This window comes from Streptomyces sp. NPDC002785 (assembly GCF_040295565.1).
Taxonomy (GTDB): domain Bacteria; phylum Actinomycetota; class Actinomycetes; order Streptomycetales; family Streptomycetaceae; genus Streptomyces.
Map to the genome: position 1 here is coordinate 1 of NZ_JBEOVN010000165.1, position 17,156 is coordinate 17,156.

The 17,156-nt window shown below is 68.6% G+C and carries 13 protein-coding genes, 1 tRNA gene, 2 pseudogenes and 1 riboswitch; of the genes and pseudogenes, 8 read left to right on the top strand and 8 right to left on the bottom strand.

Annotation, left to right across the window (positions count from 1 at the left end; translation table 11 throughout):
• Window positions 1–308 precede the first annotated feature (308 nt).
• Entirely contained in the window at window positions 309–1,295 is a 987-nt protein-coding gene (locus ABTZ94_RS28810) for an ArsR/SmtB family transcription factor (protein ID WP_351204931.1), read from the bottom strand.
• A gap of 248 nt (window positions 1,296–1,543) precedes the next feature.
• On the opposite strand from ABTZ94_RS28810, the pseudogene ABTZ94_RS38015 reads away from it, so the two are divergent.
• Window positions 1,544–1,756: pseudogene (locus ABTZ94_RS38015) on the top strand (helix-turn-helix domain-containing protein); the annotation flags it as partial.
• Window positions 1,757–3,407: 1,651 nt separating this feature from the next.
• On the opposite strand, the gene ABTZ94_RS28820 reads toward ABTZ94_RS38015, so the two are convergent.
• The 4 genes from ABTZ94_RS28820 to ABTZ94_RS28835 all read right to left on the bottom strand — a co-directional run bounded on the left by ABTZ94_RS28820 (window position 3,408) and on the right by ABTZ94_RS28835 (window position 7,006).
• Window positions 3,408–4,304 (bottom strand): M23 family metallopeptidase, encoded by an 897-nt coding sequence (locus ABTZ94_RS28820; RefSeq protein ID WP_351204935.1) that lies wholly within the window; start codon window positions 4,302–4,304, stop codon window positions 3,408–3,410.
• Between the two features lie 1,118 nt (window positions 4,305–5,422).
• Window positions 5,423–5,572, bottom strand: a complete 150-nt coding sequence (locus ABTZ94_RS28825; RefSeq protein ID WP_351204936.1) for a hypothetical protein — start codon at window positions 5,570–5,572, stop codon at window positions 5,423–5,425.
• The gene (locus ABTZ94_RS28830; RefSeq protein WP_351204938.1) at window positions 5,569–5,721 is read right to left on the bottom strand and encodes a hypothetical protein; all 153 of its coding nucleotides are present in this window, start codon (window positions 5,719–5,721) and stop codon (window positions 5,569–5,571) included. Before ABTZ94_RS28830 ends, ABTZ94_RS28825 begins: the two co-directional genes overlap by 4 nt.
• A 100-nt stretch (window positions 5,722–5,821) precedes the next feature.
• Entirely contained in the window at window positions 5,822–7,006 is a 1,185-nt protein-coding gene (locus ABTZ94_RS28835) for a helix-turn-helix domain-containing protein (RefSeq protein ID WP_351204940.1), read from the bottom strand.
• Window positions 7,007–7,377: 371 nt separating this feature from the next.
• Between ABTZ94_RS28835 and ABTZ94_RS28840 the strand changes: the two are divergent.
• Window positions 7,378–7,554 (top strand): annotated as a pseudogene (locus ABTZ94_RS28840) (group II intron maturase-specific domain-containing protein); the annotation flags it as partial.
• 200 nt (window positions 7,555–7,754) lie between these two features.
• Here the strand turns inward: ABTZ94_RS28840 and ABTZ94_RS28845 are convergent.
• From ABTZ94_RS28845 to ABTZ94_RS28855, 3 genes are all read right to left on the bottom strand, one after another.
• Window positions 7,755–8,486: a hypothetical protein gene (locus ABTZ94_RS28845; protein ID WP_351204942.1), complete on the bottom strand. Its 732-nt coding sequence runs from the start codon at window positions 8,484–8,486 to the stop codon at window positions 7,755–7,757.
• 321 nt (window positions 8,487–8,807) lie between these two features.
• Entirely contained in the window at window positions 8,808–10,196 is a 1,389-nt protein-coding gene (locus tag ABTZ94_RS28850) for an FAD-binding oxidoreductase (protein ID WP_351204943.1), read from the bottom strand.
• A gap of 259 nt (window positions 10,197–10,455) precedes the next feature.
• On the bottom strand, window positions 10,456–10,866 hold the full coding sequence (locus ABTZ94_RS28855; RefSeq protein ID WP_351204945.1) for an SHOCT domain-containing protein: 411 nt from the start codon (window positions 10,864–10,866) through the stop codon (window positions 10,456–10,458).
• Window positions 10,867–11,178: 312 nt separating this feature from the next.
• Between ABTZ94_RS28855 and ABTZ94_RS28860 the strand changes: the two genes are divergently transcribed.
• From ABTZ94_RS28860 to ABTZ94_RS28885, 6 genes are all read left to right on the top strand, one after another.
• On the top strand, window positions 11,179–11,400 hold the full coding sequence (locus tag ABTZ94_RS28860) for an NfeD C-terminal domain-containing protein (protein ID WP_351204947.1): 222 nt from the start codon (window positions 11,179–11,181) through the stop codon (window positions 11,398–11,400).
• A 54-nt stretch (window positions 11,401–11,454) separates the two neighbouring features.
• The gene (locus ABTZ94_RS28865) at window positions 11,455–12,654 is read left to right on the top strand and encodes an SPFH domain-containing protein (RefSeq protein ID WP_351204949.1); all 1,200 of its coding nucleotides are present in this window, start codon (window positions 11,455–11,457) and stop codon (window positions 12,652–12,654) included.
• 189 nt (window positions 12,655–12,843) lie between these two features.
• Window positions 12,844–12,917, top strand: a tRNA-Met gene (locus ABTZ94_RS28870).
• 277 nt (window positions 12,918–13,194) lie between these two features.
• Window positions 13,195–14,298, top strand: a complete 1,104-nt coding sequence (locus ABTZ94_RS28875) for a PP2C family protein-serine/threonine phosphatase (protein WP_351204953.1) — start codon at window positions 13,195–13,197, stop codon at window positions 14,296–14,298.
• A gap of 299 nt (window positions 14,299–14,597) precedes the next feature.
• Window positions 14,598–14,750, top strand: a riboswitch (cyclic di-AMP (ydaO/yuaA leader).
• An 11-nt stretch (window positions 14,751–14,761) separates the two neighbouring features.
• Window positions 14,762–15,955, top strand: coding sequence for a M23 family metallopeptidase (locus tag ABTZ94_RS28880; protein WP_502967325.1), 1,194 nt, complete (start codon window positions 14,762–14,764; stop codon window positions 15,953–15,955).
• A gap of 141 nt (window positions 15,956–16,096) precedes the next feature.
• Window positions 16,097–17,041, top strand: a complete 945-nt coding sequence (locus tag ABTZ94_RS28885) for an aldo/keto reductase (RefSeq protein ID WP_351204951.1) — start codon at window positions 16,097–16,099, stop codon at window positions 17,039–17,041.
• The last annotated feature ends 115 nt before the right edge of the window (window positions 17,042–17,156 follow it).

Consider the following 17,156-nt stretch of genomic DNA (forward strand, 5'->3'; position numbering starts at 1 on the left):
CCTGCGGTGCTCTCCGCTTCGCTTCGAGTGGGTGTGGGGGTGCGTGTCCGGGGGCGGGTGACCGGTCGACCGGTCGAGGCGCTTCGTCGTTTTGGGCCTCGTGCGTGAGCGGACGGTCCGGCAGTAGCCGCCACGGAGGCGGCCTCGGGGGCGCGAGGCGGCAGGCTGGGCTGCTGCGAGATCCGGATGAGCTCACGCCGTCCGTTGTCCCTGTGCCCACGCTCCAGAAGCTTCGCTTGGAGAGCGTCCCACCGCACCGCCCAGCCGTCAGCACGGCATGACGGCGATGACAAAGCGACCCCGGCCGGTCATCGAACGCTCCGGTCGATCGCCCCGACGTCGAGCAGCGCGAGGCCCACCGGAGTGAGGCTGTGATGCACGCAGTTGCGCAGGCGGTTGCTGGAGATCAGGCCGGCGCTCCGCAGGACGGCCGCATGCTCGCTGGCGGAGGAGAGGGAGACTCCGGCGCGCCGGGCCAGTTCGCTTGTGGTGCATTCGCCGCCGAGGGACTCCAGGACAGCGGCCCTGGTGTGTCCCAGGAGCCGCGCGAGGCGCGGGCCCGCCGCGGCGGGCGGCGGTGTCGGGCCGGGCCCCACGGAGCGTGCTGGATAGACGAGGGTCGGCGGCAGGGACGGGTCGGCCAGTGCGACCGGCGTTCGGTGGCAGAAGTACGACGGAATCAGGAGCAGCCCCCTGCCCTCCAGATGCATGTCCATGTCGACCGGATAGTCGGATTCCAGGACGGGTGGGCGCCAGCACAGACCGCGCCCGAAAGTGCGCAGCATCGCGTCGGTGCCGCCATGCCACTGGGTCCGCGCTCGCCAGGTGCGGTCGGCCTCGATTCGCGCACGGATGCGTTGCCACGACCTGCCGAAGGCGTGGTGCTGATAGTCGCGCAGTGCTTCCCCGAGGCGGCGGAGCACGGGCGACGTGCCCTCCGCAACCGACCGGGCCCAAGGATGGAGCGGCTGGTCTCCCGCCAACCGGGCGATCTGGCCGGATAATTGGGCTCGCGAAGTCGACAGCAGCGCGTCGAGTCCCGCCTCGAACCCTTCAGCGCTCTCGGCAGGGGTGAGGAAGTCCGGGAAGTAACCACGGGCGGGAACCAGAGGCAACAGCAGGCGCAGCGAGGCCCGTCCGTTTCTGATGACGCGTTTCTGCCAGCGGATCACGGCGGGGTTCGACTGCCGTTCCTGCAGTTGGTGCAGGCTCAGTACGGATTCCCAGAGCGGATCAGGGTTGTCAGCGACACGTGTACGGACCAGGTCTCCGGCCGTGAAGTGGATGCGCAGCATATGTCCCCCATGTGCGAAGCGCGTTCACCGCTCCCCGGAGCGGCGCCGCGGCGCCGTCGTGGAAGCTGCGTTCTGTCGACGTTGGTGCTGTGACCTTGCGACGACGCCGGGTTCGAAGGCAAGAAGAATCGGGGAGATGGGACAACGGGATGCCTGAAGGGGCCTCAGCTGCCAAGTTCCGCCCCAGTGGGACGGCGCGGGGCGCGCGTCCCACGTCCGAATGGGGGAATCAGGGCAATGGGAGGGCGATGTCGTCCGATAGGGGAACGCCGGAACCGTCGGAACTGGCCGAACTGCTGGAGGGACTGAAGCAGCGCAGCGGGCGCAGCTATACAGCCCTGGCCCACCGCACGGGTCTCAGCCGGTCCACGCTCCACCGCTACTGCCAGGGCACGACCGTCCCCGGCAGCTTCGGCGCGGTCGAACGGGTGGCGCGTGTCTGCGGGGCGAGCCCGGCTGAGCTGGACCGGCTGTACCGGGTCTGGTCGCGGACGACCGCCGAGGAGGATCCGGACGACGACAAGGAAGGCCCGGACGACGTAACGGACAAGGAGTCCGTGACGGTCGTGGCAGCGGGGCGGCGCGAGTCCGGCGCGAGTGGGACCGGGGCCGGCGCGGGCATACGGAAGGCCTGGCCGCCACTGCGCCGCGTGCCCTCTTCGTTGCGCGCGGTGGCACTGCTGTTCGTCCTCGTTGTCGCCTCGGTCGCGAGCGTGTCGTTGCGCAGCGACAGCGGGGACAGCGGCGGCGGGAGGAATTCGGGTTCGGACACCGGACGCGGGAGTGGCGCCTTTGCCGGTCAGCAGTTCCATGGGCCGCTCTGGTCCGTCACGCCGCGTCGGGTACCGCCGGAATTCTTCGGGCTGACGATGAACACTGATTCGGGAGAGATGCCCGCGTTCCGCACCGGTGCCGTGCGGCTGTGGGAAAGCGGGACCCGCTGGGGCACCATCGAACCTCGGCGCCACCACTACGACTGGTCGGTCCTGGAGCGGTCGGTCAGGTCTGCCGAACGGCACCGGTTGCCGGTCCTGTTCACCCTCTCCGGCACGCCGCTGTGGGCGGCTCCGGACGGACGTAAGTCCGCCTATGGCGATTCACTCGCCTCGCCCCCGGCCGACCTGGCGGACTGGGACCGCTTCGTGAAGGAGGTCGCCACGCGCTACCGCGGCCGCATCGAGTCGTACGAGCTCTGGGACTATCCCAGCCACCCGCTGCACTACGCCGGGAGCATCGCTGTTCTCGCGGAGATGGTCGAGCGGGCGGCCGCGATCATCCATCGCGCCGACCCCGGGGCGTTGGTGGCCTGCCCGTCCTTCGGGGAACTGTGGGAGGAGCGCGGCCGGGAGCTGTTACGGCAGTTCGCGCGCTCCGGCGCGTACGAGAGCTGCGACGCCGCGGCGCTGAAGATGCCGCCGCACAGGGCCGACTCGCCGCCGGAGGAGACCATTGCTCTCGCGCGGAATGTGCACGACGTCTTGTTCAAGGAGGGCTTGAGGGAAATCCAGGTGTGGAACACCGGACCCGACAGAAGCGTCGCTGTCACTCCGCCGCTGGACGCCCGCCGAGCCCGCGACTACGCGGTGCGCTTCTATCTGGCGGGACTCTACAGCTGGCATTACGGAATCCGGCGGATGTACTTCTACAGCTGGGGGAGCACCGGCGTGCCGCTCGTGGTGCAGCCTGTTGGCGGGCGGCCCACGGAAGCCGGGCTGCGTATGGGACGGCTGCGGCAGTGGTTGGACGGCGCCCGGATCGCCGCATGCGGACAGGGCGCGCAAATGGGCCTGCCGGAAGGCGCGTACACCTGCCGCTTCGAGCGGGGCGGCAAGCCGTTCTTCGTGCGCTGGACCACGAAGGGGCGCGCGGACGTGCCCGCGAACGAGGGTGAGTACCGCCTGCGTCACATGGACGGCCGGACGGTTCCTCTCCGGGCCGGTGACCGGATCAGCTTCGGTGAGGAGCCGGTGCTGATCGAATAGCGCGCGGCGTGAGAACTGACGGGTCAGCCGGTCCGGAACATACGAGTCTCCCATCGGAGCCCTCTGCGAAGGGGGTTCCGATGGGAGAGGCCGGCCGCGCCTCAACGCAGCCGAGAGAGGCTCAATCGCCTCACTTTGCACAGCCCTTGAGCTGTGTGACGTACGTGGATGAGGACCGTACCCACGCGCCCTTGCCGTCCGCACCGCCGCCGCCGTCCAGACGGCGGTAGAGCTTTCCGTCGGGCTTACGGGTGTGGTTGCAGCCCAGCATGACCGTCTTGCCCTTCCCCAGCTCGCCGTAGGACTTGTACTTGGTGCCGGCCCAGGCACGCTTGTTTACGGGCTTGACCACCTTGAACGGTGCCCACTTGGTCGGCTTGGGGGCCGAGCAGGAGTGGGAGACCTGGTTCGTCCAGGTGTGGCCGGAGCCCTTGTATGTCTTCGGGTAGAGGCTGGCGGTGCTCCGGTGCGCCCCGCCGTCCGCCCCTCCCCAACGGTCCGCGTTCTTCTTGCCCTTGGCGACCTCGAAGTGCAGGTGGGGGTGGCCGTTGGCGGTGGGGCCGTCCTTGCCGAGGGTGCCGATCTTCGTGGTGCGCTTGACCTTGTCGCCCTTGCTGACGCTGCGCGACTTCAGATGGAGATAGGTGGTGTAGTAGCCGCCCTCGTGCTTGATCTGGATGGTGTTGCCCGAACCCTGGGCGAAGCGGGTGGAGAAGACGACCACGCCGGCGGCTGCGGCCTGCACCGTCTTGCCTTCCGCCTTCGCGTTTCCTTTGTCGATGTCGAGGGCGGGGGAGTGGGAGGCGCCGCCGGAAGACACTCGCCACTTCGTCCCGCAGGGGAACGGCAGGAAGAGCCGGGGCTTGGCGGCTGCGGCGGACCGGCCGGTCTGAGCGCTCTGCGCGGCGATCTGGGTGCCTGTGGTGGAGGGGGTGTTGCTTCCAGCCACGGCGGTGCTGGTGCCCAGAGTTCCCCCTGCCAGGGCGAGGGCGGTAACGCCGATGGACAGGCGTGTGCGGTTGTTCATCGTGAGTTGTCCCCGTCAGTACGCCCTGTGAGCGGTGGGCGCGATCCCGACGCCGTTGTGTATGCGGCGCAAGCAAGACGCTAGAGACCCTCAGAGCGTGGCAGAAGGTGTTTCGGGCGTGGCCGAAGCGGCCTCCTCAGCGGGCTCAGGTATGCCTGTACCCTCCGTCCGGCCCTGCTCAGGCCGCCTCTCAGCCGCTCGACTTCCCCTCCCGGCCACCGCCCCGGCCGAACCGGGGTGGTGGTGAACTCGCTTTTCGGGCAGTGAGGCGGAGACATGCCCGTAGGTTTTGTCGTATATGGCGACTCGTCCGGCGCCCGCCGGGCGCTGGAGCGCACCGTGGATCTCGCCCGCAAGGACGAGGCCGAAGATGAAAGCGTTTATCCGGGTATCCAGCCACCCCGAAAGGCCTCCGCGCGTGAGCGATGGGTGTGCGATGCGTGAGCGGACGGCGCAGCACACTCCGCCCCGGCCGGGACTCGGCGTCAAAGGGCGGGTGTCTGACCAGGTGCGATTGGGCCAGTGAAGACCAATCGGAAGGCCCCGGCAGCATCCTGCCGGGACTTTAATCCGTTGGTTGTGGGTTCGAGTCCCACACGGCCTACGTCTCAGCCCCGGGTCAGAGCACATCTGACCCGGGGTTGATTTCGTATCCGGAGCCCTGAAGATCATTAGATCAGCCGGTGCTCAGCCGAAGCACAAACGATCAAGACATGCCGGAGCCCCGGCCGCGAGTGCGACCGGGGGCTCCAGTAGTCCAATCACGTCACACGGCGGGCTGCCCGCTGCGGGGGGTGCTGTAAAGAGGCTCGGCGGGTGTTGGCGCCATCCCATGACGGTTCATCGGATGCGTGCCACCCTCATCGTTTCGCGCGGTGGTGATCCGCACCCGCCGGGGCACCGGCCAGTCGCGCATCCCATGCCGCCTCGTGCTCAGCGGGAGTCATGACTGGTGCGGCACGGACTCGGCGGGCCATGAGACACCGGGGCGGTCCCACGACAGACGAGTGAACCAGTCGTAGTGGTTGCCCTATGGCCGGGCTCCAGGGTGCAGCGCGCGTAGGTTTCGGGTTCCATGTCCCAGCAGCAGTGGGTGATGAGGCGGGTTGACTCGGTCTTCACCGTCGGGCCTCCCGCCACGCGCGGCCGAGCCGCACGGTGGTGGGGCACGGGGCCCCGGCGCGGCAGGTGGCGCAGGTCGTGGTGTGGCCGAGCCAGGTGCGGTACGCGGCATCCGGCGCCGGGGCCGGCTTCGTTGGGGCGGTCATGCGTGCTCCTTCTTGCACTGGTCGCACTCGCAGGCCGGGAACGCCATGCGCGGTTCCACGGTCTTGAGCGGGGTGACCTCGGCCTCGGGCCGCACGACGCGCGTCCTTCCGTAGCGGTCCACCTCGTACACCTTGATCGTCATCGCCATATCGGCTCCAGGTCAGTGGCTGGTGAAGACATGGTGAGCCCACGGAAAGACCCCGACTATCACGGGATGGTGATAGTCGGGGCCAAGGGCGTACGGAGTGTCAGACTCGCAGCCAGGAGCCATACGACAGGAACGAGTCGGGCAGCTGACGCTTCGCCGCCTCCAGCCCGTCATACGTCTCCCGAACCGTCTGGTGATACCTCGCTTGCTGTGGAGCCGCCTTACGCGCGCGCAGGAGATTCGCGAACGCGTCGTCGAGACTTCCATCCCACATCTGCGCACGGGCCAGCTCGGCAAAGTGGTGCGACCGGCGAGAAGCTGGCCACTCCTTCGGGATGGTGATTGTCCGGCCTACCTGCGCGGCCTGGCCGTACTCGTCCAGCTCGGCCAGCACGCTGACCCGGTGCGCGCTGACATTCGTCGGGCCGAAACTGAGCCAGTGAACCTCGGATGCGTCGCCGGTCTGCTTGGCAATGCGAGCGGCCTCCGTCAGGTGCCCGGTTGCCTTGTCGTTATCGTGCGCCCGACCCGCCATGACCGCGGCGCCGAGGTGGAGTTGCCCAGTGAGCACGTCGCGGTTCCGCCCCGCGTCGGCCTGGTCCAGGATGCCGAGGCCCATGCTGATGAGCCGGTCCCCGGTCCGGTACTGGCCGGCCCGCAGGTACGTGAGAGCGCGCATGTACCGGTACATGCCGCCCACGACAGCATCGGAGCCGCGTTCGGCCGCCCACTCCATGCGGGACAGGGCGATCGTCGCGAGGTCCGGATACCCCAACTTCGAGGCGACGTCGTACGAGGTCCGGTAGTACGAGGCGAGCAGCAGCCAGCTCTTGGATGAGGATGCGCCGTGGGCCGCAGTGGTGGCCTCCACAATCAGGCCCGGAAGCTGACCCGCGGTGCGCTTGATCTCACCCGCCCGCACCGCGACGAGCAGCGCTTCTGCGTCACCGTGGAGCAGTTGGTGGGGACGCGGGGCGATGTCGGGATCGGCGCCAAGGTCGTAGACGTCGAGTGCTTCCCGGATGGGCTGGATCAGTACGTCCAGTTGGTCCGCGCGCAGCTCTGTGACGTACGGCTGACCGGTCACCGTGGCAACCTCGACCCGCATCGCGCGGGCCACGCTCGCGATCAGGTGCGGGGATGCCGGGATGACACCCTGCTCGGTCTTCGTGAGAGTGGAGTATGGGACCTGCGACAGATCCGACAGGGCCCTTTGAGTGAGGTGGCGTTCAAGGCGCAGCCTCTTGATGCGTGCGCCGGTGTGGTCATGCGGAAAAGAGCGCATACTTGCTCCAGTTCTGACTCGACACCAGAACGGTACCCGCCGTCGGCTCGGTGAGTGCCTCCGAAGGCCCCATCGCCCCGTGCTGGTGGGGTCTTCGTGTATGCCCGGACGCACGAAACCGCCCCTCCCGTCGAAGCGGAAGGGGGCGAAACCCCGCGCACGCGGGGAGCAGAAGTTCGCCGACAAGATCGACGCCGTCGAGCGGGGGCCATCCCCGCGCACGCGGGGAGCAGCCTGATTGACCTGCGGTGATACCGGCTACATGCTCTGAAACTCATGACTTTCGCCGATTCAGACATTACCGGACAGCAGTCAGGAGCGTCGGCGGTCCGGAGGAAGCCTAGCCACGGACGGGAGCCACGGGCCGCTCAAAGACCGAGCAACCGGTGTCCGTTGTGGTCGCCGATCTCAACCCGGTCCTGCGGGGCTGGGGCGCATGCTTCCGCAACGGGAACTCTGGGCAGAAGTTCAACGCGGTCGACGGCTACGTCCATGAACGGCTGGCGATCCTCTCCAGCCGGCAACACGGCCGAGCGGGCCGGAACTGGGCCACTCGCCATACCTACGAGTGGATCACACGGCTCGGGGTCTACCGCCTTACCGGAAACGTACGCAGGGCGGCGGCGCATGCCAGTTGCCAGTCGGTGAACGATGTCGGAAAGCCGCGTGCGGGAGAACTGCATGCACGGTTTGAAGCGGCGGGGACTGGTAACGGAGCGTCAGCCACGGTGCCAGTCCCTGACGCTACTCACTGCTTGAGGCTTGACATCAGGTCACGCATGTCGCTGATCATGGCCGATTGGTACGGGGACAGGTCAGGGACGTCCGGCCCATCACCGGCCTCGTCTTCGCTGTGGTCGTCTCTCTGGTACTGACTGAAGGCGGAGAGACTCAGCGAGAGGACCGCTCCGCCCTCCAGCACCCGCAGCTCCGAGTTACCGTCATCCCGGGTCAGCAGATACGCCCTGTCGCCAAGGTCCGGAACCGTCTCCAGCTTCGCTTCGGGATCAACGCCGAATTCAGTTACCCGTCGGCGCGCCTCGAATTCGGCGCCGGGGTCGGTCTTCTTGTGCAGTGCCACCGTGATTCCGACGGTGTATTCGATGGACCAGCCGTCCCCGGGCCGCTCCGCCCCGGCCCGAGACCGAAGAGGAATGAAGCACTGGACCTGGTCGAGGGCGGCATGGTTCAACAGCCCTGATTCGACCTTGGTGGTGGACTCTCTCGGTGCGATCGCCGCGCCGATCGACTTCAGCTGTAGAGAGGGGCAAGGGTCTTGGTCCAGCTGGTACCCATGCATGTCCGGCGTCCGGTCGCCTACTCCATACAGAAACAGCGCCGCCGCCCAGAGAGCCGACGCCATCACCACCCCGCCCAGCGCCCACAGCCACGGCCTTCGTGGTCGCCGTTCCCCAACGAACTCCCCGTCGAAGTCGCCCATCACCTCGCGGGCTTCAACCGCACCGAACTCCCCCGCCATCTCCGGCTCAGAAATCATCCTGCTCCCCCTCGGCCGAGTTTCGCCTTCGTCGTGATGATCGCAGCACTGACTCCGCCCCCGCAGAGACCGGCAGACGGATCCCGGCCACGGTGAACCCATGTGGTCACAGCACTGGTCACGTCGAGCAGGCTGCATCACCGCCGTACATCCTTGCCGCCGCCACAAACTGCCGGCCCCGCTGCGCGCCCGGCTGCGTGGAGGACGACACCATCCCTGGCGCCTATGTCACCGAGGACCCCACCCAGGTCGCGCACGAGCCAAGAAGCGGTGCGACGCACGCGATGTGGTTACGACAGACCGTCAGGCCGCAGGCACGATGTTCTGGTTGGCGTGGAAGAGGTTGTGCGGATCGTAGGCGCGCTTGATGGCCGCGAGGCGGTCGTAGTGGTCGCGGTAGGTGGCGCGTACCCGGTCCTGGGTCTCGCCCGCTCCGATGAAGTTCACGTACGTACCGCCCATGGAGTTCGGGTGCAGCTCCTCCCAGTAGTCGACACACCACTGCCTGAGCCTTTCGGCGTTGTCCGGGTCGGGGTCGATGCCCGCGATGACGCCGGACCAGACCGCGTCCCGGTAGGCCCAGGCGGTGTCGTCCGGGCCCAGTTGGTGGGCGGCGCCGTCGACCGGGTACAGGTGCATCGTCGACAGATCGGTGGGCAGGTTCTCGGTGTACTTGGCGTGGACGGCGATGGCGTCGTCGGTGATCCGGTCGAAGAAGTTGCCGCGCCAGTACCACTGCAGGCCGGCGGGGAGCAGCTCGTCGAACATGGACTGCAGGGCGGTGTAGGGCATCGGCGTCGTGAAGTGGAAGGCGGGCGGGCCGGGGTCGTTCACGGGTTTCAGGGTGGCTTCGAGGAGGCCGGGGTCGCCGGTCCAGCACCACACGACACCGCACATCTTCTGACCGTGGATCTCCTCCGGGAACGGGGGACCGGGCGGCACGGTCAGCGCGGCGAAGAAGCCGCTCAGGTCCTCAGTGGCGTTCGGCAGGAAGTCGCGGTACCAGCGGAGTATGTCGGGGGTCCGGTCGACCGGCCAGAGGGTGATGGCGACGCCCACGGTGTCCACGGGGTGCATCCGGAAGGTGAAGGAGGTGACGATGCCGAAGTTCCCGCCCCCGCCGCGCAGCGCCCAGAACAGGTCGGGGTGGGTGGTGCCGCTCGCCGTCACCGAAGTGCCGTCCGCCAGGACCACGTCCGCGGCCAGCAGGTTGTCGGCCGTCAGGCCGTATCGGCGGGTGAGGTGGCCGTGGCCGCCGCCCAGGGTGAGGCCGCCGACGCCGGTGGTCGACTGGATTCCGGCGGGGGTGGCCAGTTGGAAGGCGTGCGCGGCGTGGTCGAGGTCGCCCAGCGTGGCGCCGCCGCCGACCGTGGCCGTTCGCGCGGCGGGGTTGATGTGCGCCCAGCGCATGGGTGACAGATCGATGGTGACGCCGTCGTCCACCAGGCACAGGCCGGCACCGCTGTGTCCGCCGCCGCGGACCGCGAGCACGAGCCCCTCGTCCCGGACGAAATCGACCGCGGCCATGACATCCGCCGCGTCGCTGCACCGCACCATGGCCGACGGACGCTTGTCGATCATGGCGTTGTAGATCGTGCGGGCGGTCCGGTACTCCGGGTCCTGTGGACCGATGACGTGACCGCGCAGCGCACTGCGCATCGAGTCCAGGGTTTCGAGCGTGTTGCCGTTCATGGACCGCCATCTCCCTGCTCGCCGAGATGGGGACCGCACCCCGCCAGGCCTCCCCTGCCGGGCCGTCGGCGTGTGCAGATGTACGCCGACGCCGGTGCTGCGGCACCCCGAGAACCGCGGGCGGAATCGGCCACCGTGGGCTGATGTCTCAAGCCTCCCCGCGGTCCGGAAGCCGTGCCAGTTCGCCGGACCGTGGGGAGGGAGACATACGCGTCACGGCTGCGGGAGAGCGCCAGGACGAGGGGCCCGGCCGGTGCGCTCAGACGAGGAGTTTCGTCTTCGCCCGCTGGTACTCCTCGTCCGTGATGGCGCCCCTGTCCTTCAGCTCGGCGAGCTTCGCCAGGTCGTCGACGTGCCCGCCCTTCCTGGGGCCGTTCGCGCCGGAGGTGCCGGCGGCCTCCCGTACGTACGCCTTGAAGGCCGCATCACGTTCCTGCGCCTGCTTGATGTCCCGCTTCCCCATGGATTTGCCGCGCACGATGACGTACACCAGGACGCCGAGGTACGGCAGCAGCAGGGCCACGAGCAGCCAGCCGGCCTTGGCCCAGCCGCCGAGATCGTCGTCGCGGAAGATGTCCGAGATGACCCTGAAGAGCAGGAACAGCCACATGATCCAGACGAAGAACCAGAGCATGGTCCAGAAGAGGTTGAGCAGGGGGTAGTTGTCCACTGTCGGCTCCCCGGTCACCGCGAGTTCATCGCGTCGGCTGACTGAGATCGTGAATCAGTCATATCACCACATAATCACCCTCGCTCGTTGTCGTTCAGGCCTCCCCGCGGGGCGATCCTCCGAGGCGGGTGCGGAGTACCGTGGAGATGTCGAGGGAGGTTCGAGCCTCCAGGAGGCGGGGTCGCCTCGTGTTCATGAAGCGGCGTGACGGGCGGCGTGACAAGCGGTGTGACAAGCTGCTCGAGATGCGACGCGGAGAGCGGTGTGAGCGGCGATGTGAGCAGGCGCACGCAGGGACGCTCGCGGGGACGCATGCACACGGCAGATGAGTCCGCCCGGAGCCCGGTCGGGGCGATCGGCCGCGTCACCGTGCCGATTCCGCTCAATGGCCCGGGCGAAGTACTGGTGGCCGTACGGGGCGGGTCGGAGGCCTACACCGCATGGTCGGCCACGTCGATCGACAGGGACGTACGTGTCGTTGTCGTCGACTCGGTCTCGGCGCGCAGCGTGATCGTGGAACGCCTGCCGTCCTGAGCCGAAGCAAGGACATGCCCGTGCCGGGCAGTCACGTACGGCAGGAGGCTTCCGATGTTCTTCTGGCACGTTCCCGCCCCCAACGAGGCGATGCTCATATCCGGTTCCAAGGGGCAGACGCTGGACACCCAGTTCCGGATCGTCACCGGACACGGCAGTTTCGTGCTCCCGGTGAAGCAGAAGGCGCGCATGCTCTCCCTGGCGCTGCGAGAGGCGGAGATCACCGAGGACTGCGTGACGCAGCAGGGCATCCGCCTCAACGTCCGGGCCGTCGCCGTCTTCAAGGTCGGCGACGACGCCGTGTCCATCGCCAACGCGGCGCGCCGCTTCCTGACCGAGCAGGAGCAGATGGAGGAGCTCGTCGGCCGGATCTTCGCAGGCCACCTGCGTTCCATCGTCGGCGGACTGACAGTGGAGCAGATCATCCGGGAGCGCAACCGGGTCTCCCAGGAGGTCATCGCGGGCAGCCACGGCGAGATGGAGAAGCTCGGCATCGTGGTGGACGCCCTCCAGATCCAGGAGATCGACGACGCCACCGGCTACATCAAGAACCTCGCCGCTCCGCACGCCGCCGCGGTCGCCAGTCAGGCCCGGATCGCCGAGGCCAAGGCCGACCAGGAAGCCAGTCAGCGCGAGCAGCAGGCCGCCGCGCTCAAGGCGGAGTACGAACGTGACACCGCGATCAAGCGGGCCGGTTTCCTCGCGGAGACCGAGCAGTACAACGCCCGGGCCGCGCAGGCCGGGCCACTCGCGCAGGCCAGGGCCTCGCAGGAGGTCATCGAGGAGCAGACGGCGCTGGCCGAGCGGCAGGCGGCACTCGCGGCGCAACGGCTCGAAGCGGAGATCAGACGTCCGGCGGATGCCGAGGCATACCGTCAGCGCACCCTCGCGGAAGCGGCCCGTGACCGGGCGAAGTTCGAGGCCGACGGTGGCGCTTACACCGAGCGGACCCTCGCCCAGGCGCAGGCCGACGCCAACAGCGTGCGCGCCGCCTCGCTGCGCGACGGCAACCAGGAGCTCATCGCGGCCAACCGCATCGTGGAGAATCTGCCCGCCCTGGCCGACGCCGCCGCCCGCGGTATGTCGGGGGCCGATCTCACCGTTCTCAACGGCACCAATGGCGTCAATGAGATGGCGGCCGGTGTGGTCGGCCAGGGGCTGGCGATCCTCCACTCGCTGCAGCGCGACGCGAACCCGATGAAGCCCCCGGCGGTCAAAGGGAAGGCCACTGCCCGTATCTCCGAGACGAACTGAGGAGTGCGGGGGGCCGGGTGACTTCCGTACGCCTCCGGCCATGCCGGGCGCACACCGCGTCTTCGGCTTTCCAGGACAGATCGCCGGCGTCGAAGCAGTCGTCGAAGCAGAAGCGGACCGAAAGCAGCGGTCGTGATTCGCCGAGTGGTCATGAGTGCGCCGGACATGCCGTAGAGTTGTGTTCATCGACGCGGGGTGGAGCAGCTCGGTAGCTCGCTGGGCTCATAACCCAGAGGTCGCAGGTTCAAATCCTGTCCCCGCTACTGAAGAATCAGGCCCGGCACGCATGCAGCGTGCCGGGCCTGATTCATTTCCTCGTCACGCTCCGGGCCACGGGGTGGCCGGCCCGCGGGTGTGTGAGCTGTGCCACGTACGTACCCCCATTGGCTGATGAGGAGTCGCCGCACCGCTCCGCTCCGGCGAGCCTGGGGGTGGGGCGCGGTACCGTCCGCAGCCGCGTGCGTACCGGGCAGGAGACCACAGGTGTGGAAGCGGCTGAAGCGGCGCGGCAGACATACCGAGGGCGGCGACAGCCGTTCCATGCGGTTCGTCCGTATGCTGCCCGCCCTGATGATCCTCGGCGGGCTGGTGTTCGATCTCCTTACCCGGCCGATCTTCACCGCCATTCCGCTGTTCGTGGCGGCGCCGCTGATCGCCGCGCCGTTCTTCTCGCTGTCCAGGACCATCTGTATCGGCATTGCCTCGATGCTGGCTGTCACCGTGCTGCGGCTGTACAGCAACACGTTGCCGTTGGCCGTGCCGTTGATCGAGTTGCTCACCCTGGCCACCGTCTCGGTCCTCGCGGTCGTGATCAACGCGGTCGTACGGCGCGGCAATGAGCAGCTGGCCTCCGTGCGGGTCATCGCGGAGACCGCCATGCGGGCGGTGCTGCCGAAGCCGTCCGACCGGATCGGCGGGCTGCATGTGGCGGCGCGGTACGAGGCGGCGCAGGCGGACGAGTACGTCGGCGGTGACCTGTTCGCCGTGACGGACACCCCGCAGGGGGTGCGGCTGGTGGTCGGGGACGTACGGGGGAAGGGGCTCGGCGCCGTGGAGTCGGTGGCGGTGCTCATCGGGGCCTTCCGGGAAGCGGCCGAGCAGGAGCATTCGCTGGAGGGTGTGGCGCACCGGCTGGAGCGGGCGCTGGCGCGGGAGGGGGCGCGGGGCGGGCTGGACGCGGTGGAGGGCTTCACCACCGCCGTGCTGGCCGAGATCCCGCCCGGGGTGCCCCGGGTGCGGATCGTCAACCGCGGTCACCCCGAGCCGATCCTGCTGCACTCGGACGGGGCGCTGGAGGTTCTGGGGCCCTCGGTGCCCGCACTGCCGCTCGGGATGGACCTGGGAGCGTGGCCCGACCGGGCGGACGAATGGGATCTGCCGGCGGGGGCGACCCTGCTCCTCTACACCGACGGTCTCTCCGAGGCGCGGAACGCCGATGGGGTCTTCTACGATCCGGCGGCCCGGCTGCGCGGTCGGATCTTTCCGGGGCCGGAGGAGCTGCTGTCCGCGCTGACCGATGATGTACGGCTGTACACGGGCGGCGAGACGACCGACGACATGGCGCTGCTCGCGGTCGTACGTCCCGCGGAGGGACAGCCGGACCGGCGCAGGACCGTGAGGATTGTGGGCCTGGAAGAGGCGTGACGGGTGGGGCGGATGCTTCGTGCGGGTCGGGTGCTTCGCGCGGTCCTGGACACGACCTTGGTCGCGGGTTGCCACCGTCCGTAACCGAAAGGCGCCGCTCCGCATAACGTTTGACGCAACGTCAGAAACCGGGTATTGACTGAGGGGCGATCAACTCGTCCGATTCCGCCCGACTCTGTCACGTAAAGTCCAGGCCAAAGACCTGAACGATCAGTGGGAACAGCTTGGAATCGGGCCGGTGTGTCTATTAACGTTCGATAACGCAGCGCGGTCGTCCCAGTCGTCGTCAGTGGCGGCACCGTGCGCGAGCGCCGAATTCCGCAAGGGAACCGGGGAACCACCTACATGGGGTGAATCGGACGCCTGTGTCTCGTGAGAGGCAGAGGGGCCCGTAGGAGACCTTCCTGCTCCGAACCCGTCAGCTAACCCGGTAGGCGAGAAGGAAGGAAAGGAGTGCGCCCCCGTGGCGTCCAACAAGCCTGCCCCCGAGGCCCCCTCTCGGTTCAACCCCGAGTTCAGTTCCGACTTCGGCGCTGACTTCGGATCCGGTTTCGGCTCCGACCACGCAACCACCGGGACGGGAACGGTGTTCGGCGCCGATTACGGCACCGACCCGGCCGGCGACATCGCCGGTGAGCTCGGCAGCGAATTCCGCGCTGATCGTAACGATGGGCCCGACAGAAGCTGGGGCGAGTGGAACCCCACCGAGGAGTCCGTCCGCCCCGTACGCGGCAAGCACCGCGTCGCCAAGCAGCGCAACGGACTTGCCCGTAGCTCCACGGTGCTCGGAGTCGGCGTCATCGCGGCAGTCGGTGCGGGTGGCATGGCCTCCGCGCAGAGCAAGCCGCCGGTCTCCATCTCCCTTCCCGACTCCATCTCGGACAACCTCCCCGACGCCAAGTCCCTTCCCGGCGTGGGCTCCCTGTTCTCCGGTGAGTCCGAGGCCGACAAGTCCGAGGCCGCCGCCGCTGCCGCCCCGCTCACCACCGCCGGCCTCACCACCGCCGAGGCCGAGCAGGGTGCGACGGACGCGGGCGAGGCACTCCGCGCCCGCATCCTCCAGCAGGCCGAGCAGCAGCAGGACGCCGCCGACGCCGAGGCCAAGGCGGCCCAGGAGAAGGCGGCCGCGGAGGAGGCCGCCGCCGAGGCCAAGAAGCAGCAGGACGCGGCCGATGCCAAGGCCGCCGCCGAGAAGAAGAAGGCGGAGGAGAAAGCCAAGGCGAAGGCCGAGGCGCTGCGGCTCGCCAAGCTCGCCGCCAGCTACGCCATCCCGACCTCCTCGTACACGATCACCTCGACCTTCGGCCAAGCCGGAACGATGTGGTCCTCCGGCCACCACACCGGCCTCGACTTCGCGGCGCCGACCGGCACCCCGATCAAGGCCATACACGGCGGCACCATCAAGTCGGCGGGCTGGTCCGGTTCGTACGGCTACCGCACGGTGCTGGAGCTCGAGGACGGTACGGAGCTGTGGTTCTGCCACCAGTCCTCGATCGGCGTCGGCGTCGGCCAGAAGGTCGCCACCGGTGACACCATCGGCCGGGTCGGCGCGACCGGCAATGTCACGGGCCCGCACCTCCACCTGGAGGTCCACACCCCCGACGGTACGGGCATCGACCCGATGGCCTGGCTGCGCGCCAAGGGCCTCAACCCCTGATCCGCCGGCCGGCCGCCCGGCCCGCGTGATCCGAGCCGGTTCACCGGCCGTTGAACTCCGGCAGCCCTGACGCTCACCCCCCGACGTCAGGGCTGCCGGTCTGTCGGAATAGTGGCCCCGCCGGAATCCGTTGATCCGGATATGACTTCTCTTCGTAAGCTAGGCCCTTCCGACCTGCAGGTCTTCCCGCTCGCCCTCGGCGGCAACGTCTTCGGCTGGACCGCCGACGAGGGGCAGTCGTTCGCGGTGCTGGACGCTTATGCTGCGGCGGGCGGCAACTTCATCGACACCGCCGACGCCTACACCGCCTGGATCCCGGGCAACGAGGGCGGCGAGTCGGAGACCGCCATCGGCAAGTGGCTCGCGGCACGCGCCAACCGTTCCGACATCGTCGTCGCCACCAAGGTCGGTGCCCACCCCTCGTACAAGGGGCTCTCCGCCGCGAACATCAAGGCCGCGGCCGAGGAGTCGCTGCGCCGGCTCGGCACCGACCACATCGATCTGTACTACACGCACTTCGACGACGAGACGGTCCCGGTCGAGGAGATCATCACCGCCCTCGACCAGCTGGTGAGGGAGGGCAAGGTCCGGGAGATCGCCGCCTCCAACATCAGCCCCGAGCGGCTCCAGGCGTCACTGGACTTCTCGGAGCGCGAGGGGCTGGCGCGTTACGTCGCACTGCAGCCGCACTACAACCTGGTCTCCCGCGACACGTACGAGGGTGAGCTCCAGGACACGGCCGCCCGGGCCGGGCTCGCCGCCGTCCCGTACTTCGCTCTGGCCTCCGGCTTCCTCACCGGCAAGTACCGTCCAGGTGCGTCAGTGGAGAGCGCACGGGCCGAGAAGGCCGGTAAGTACCTGGAGTCGGAGCGGGGACAGAAGGTCCTGGCGGCGCTCGACAAGGTCGCCCAGGAGCATGACGCGGAGATCGCGACCGTCGCGCTCGCGTGGCTCGCATCCCGGCCGACCGTCGCCGCGCCGATCGCCTCGGCCCGTACGGTCGAGCAGCTGCCCGCGCTGATGGCCGTCGCCGGCCTCTCGCTGACCGAGCAAGAACTGGCTGACCTCACCGAGGCATCCGCCTGACGAGGACGACCGGGCCGCCCACGGATCGTGGCCGGCTGTTCACGCACGCCCCAGGACCGCCCGATGGAGCAGAACTACGCGGACAACCGGGTGATTCTCGCCGAGGAGACCGCCG

What these genes read in the sequence shown, in the direction of transcription:
- ABTZ94_RS28845 (WP_351204942.1), bottom strand. Translation starts at nt 8,486, where the DNA reads ATGGCGGGGGAGTTCGGTGCGGTTGAAGCCCGCGAGGTGATGGGCGAC.
- ABTZ94_RS28885 (WP_351204951.1), top strand. Translation starts at nt 16,097, where the DNA reads ATGACTTCTCTTCGTAAGCTAGGCCCTTCCGACCTGCAGGTCTTCCCG.
- ABTZ94_RS28835 (WP_351204940.1), bottom strand. Translation starts at nt 7,006, where the DNA reads ATGCGCTCTTTTCCGCATGACCACACCGGCGCACGCATCAAGAGGCTG.
- ABTZ94_RS28820 (WP_351204935.1), bottom strand. Translation starts at nt 4,304, where the DNA reads ATGAACAACCGCACACGCCTGTCCATCGGCGTTACCGCCCTCGCCCTG.
- ABTZ94_RS28860 (WP_351204947.1), top strand. Translation starts at nt 11,179, where the DNA reads ATGCACACGGCAGATGAGTCCGCCCGGAGCCCGGTCGGGGCGATCGGC.
- ABTZ94_RS28810 (WP_351204931.1), bottom strand. Translation starts at nt 1,295, where the DNA reads ATGCTGCGCATCCACTTCACGGCCGGAGACCTGGTCCGTACACGTGTC.
- ABTZ94_RS28875 (WP_351204953.1), top strand. Translation starts at nt 13,195, where the DNA reads ATGCGGTTCGTCCGTATGCTGCCCGCCCTGATGATCCTCGGCGGGCTG.
- ABTZ94_RS28865 (WP_351204949.1), top strand. Translation starts at nt 11,455, where the DNA reads ATGTTCTTCTGGCACGTTCCCGCCCCCAACGAGGCGATGCTCATATCC.
- ABTZ94_RS28825 (WP_351204936.1), bottom strand. Translation starts at nt 5,572, where the DNA reads ATGACCGCCCCAACGAAGCCGGCCCCGGCGCCGGATGCCGCGTACCGC.
- ABTZ94_RS28830 (WP_351204938.1), bottom strand. Translation starts at nt 5,721, where the DNA reads ATGGCGATGACGATCAAGGTGTACGAGGTGGACCGCTACGGAAGGACG.
- ABTZ94_RS28850 (WP_351204943.1), bottom strand. Translation starts at nt 10,196, where the DNA reads ATGAACGGCAACACGCTCGAAACCCTGGACTCGATGCGCAGTGCGCTG.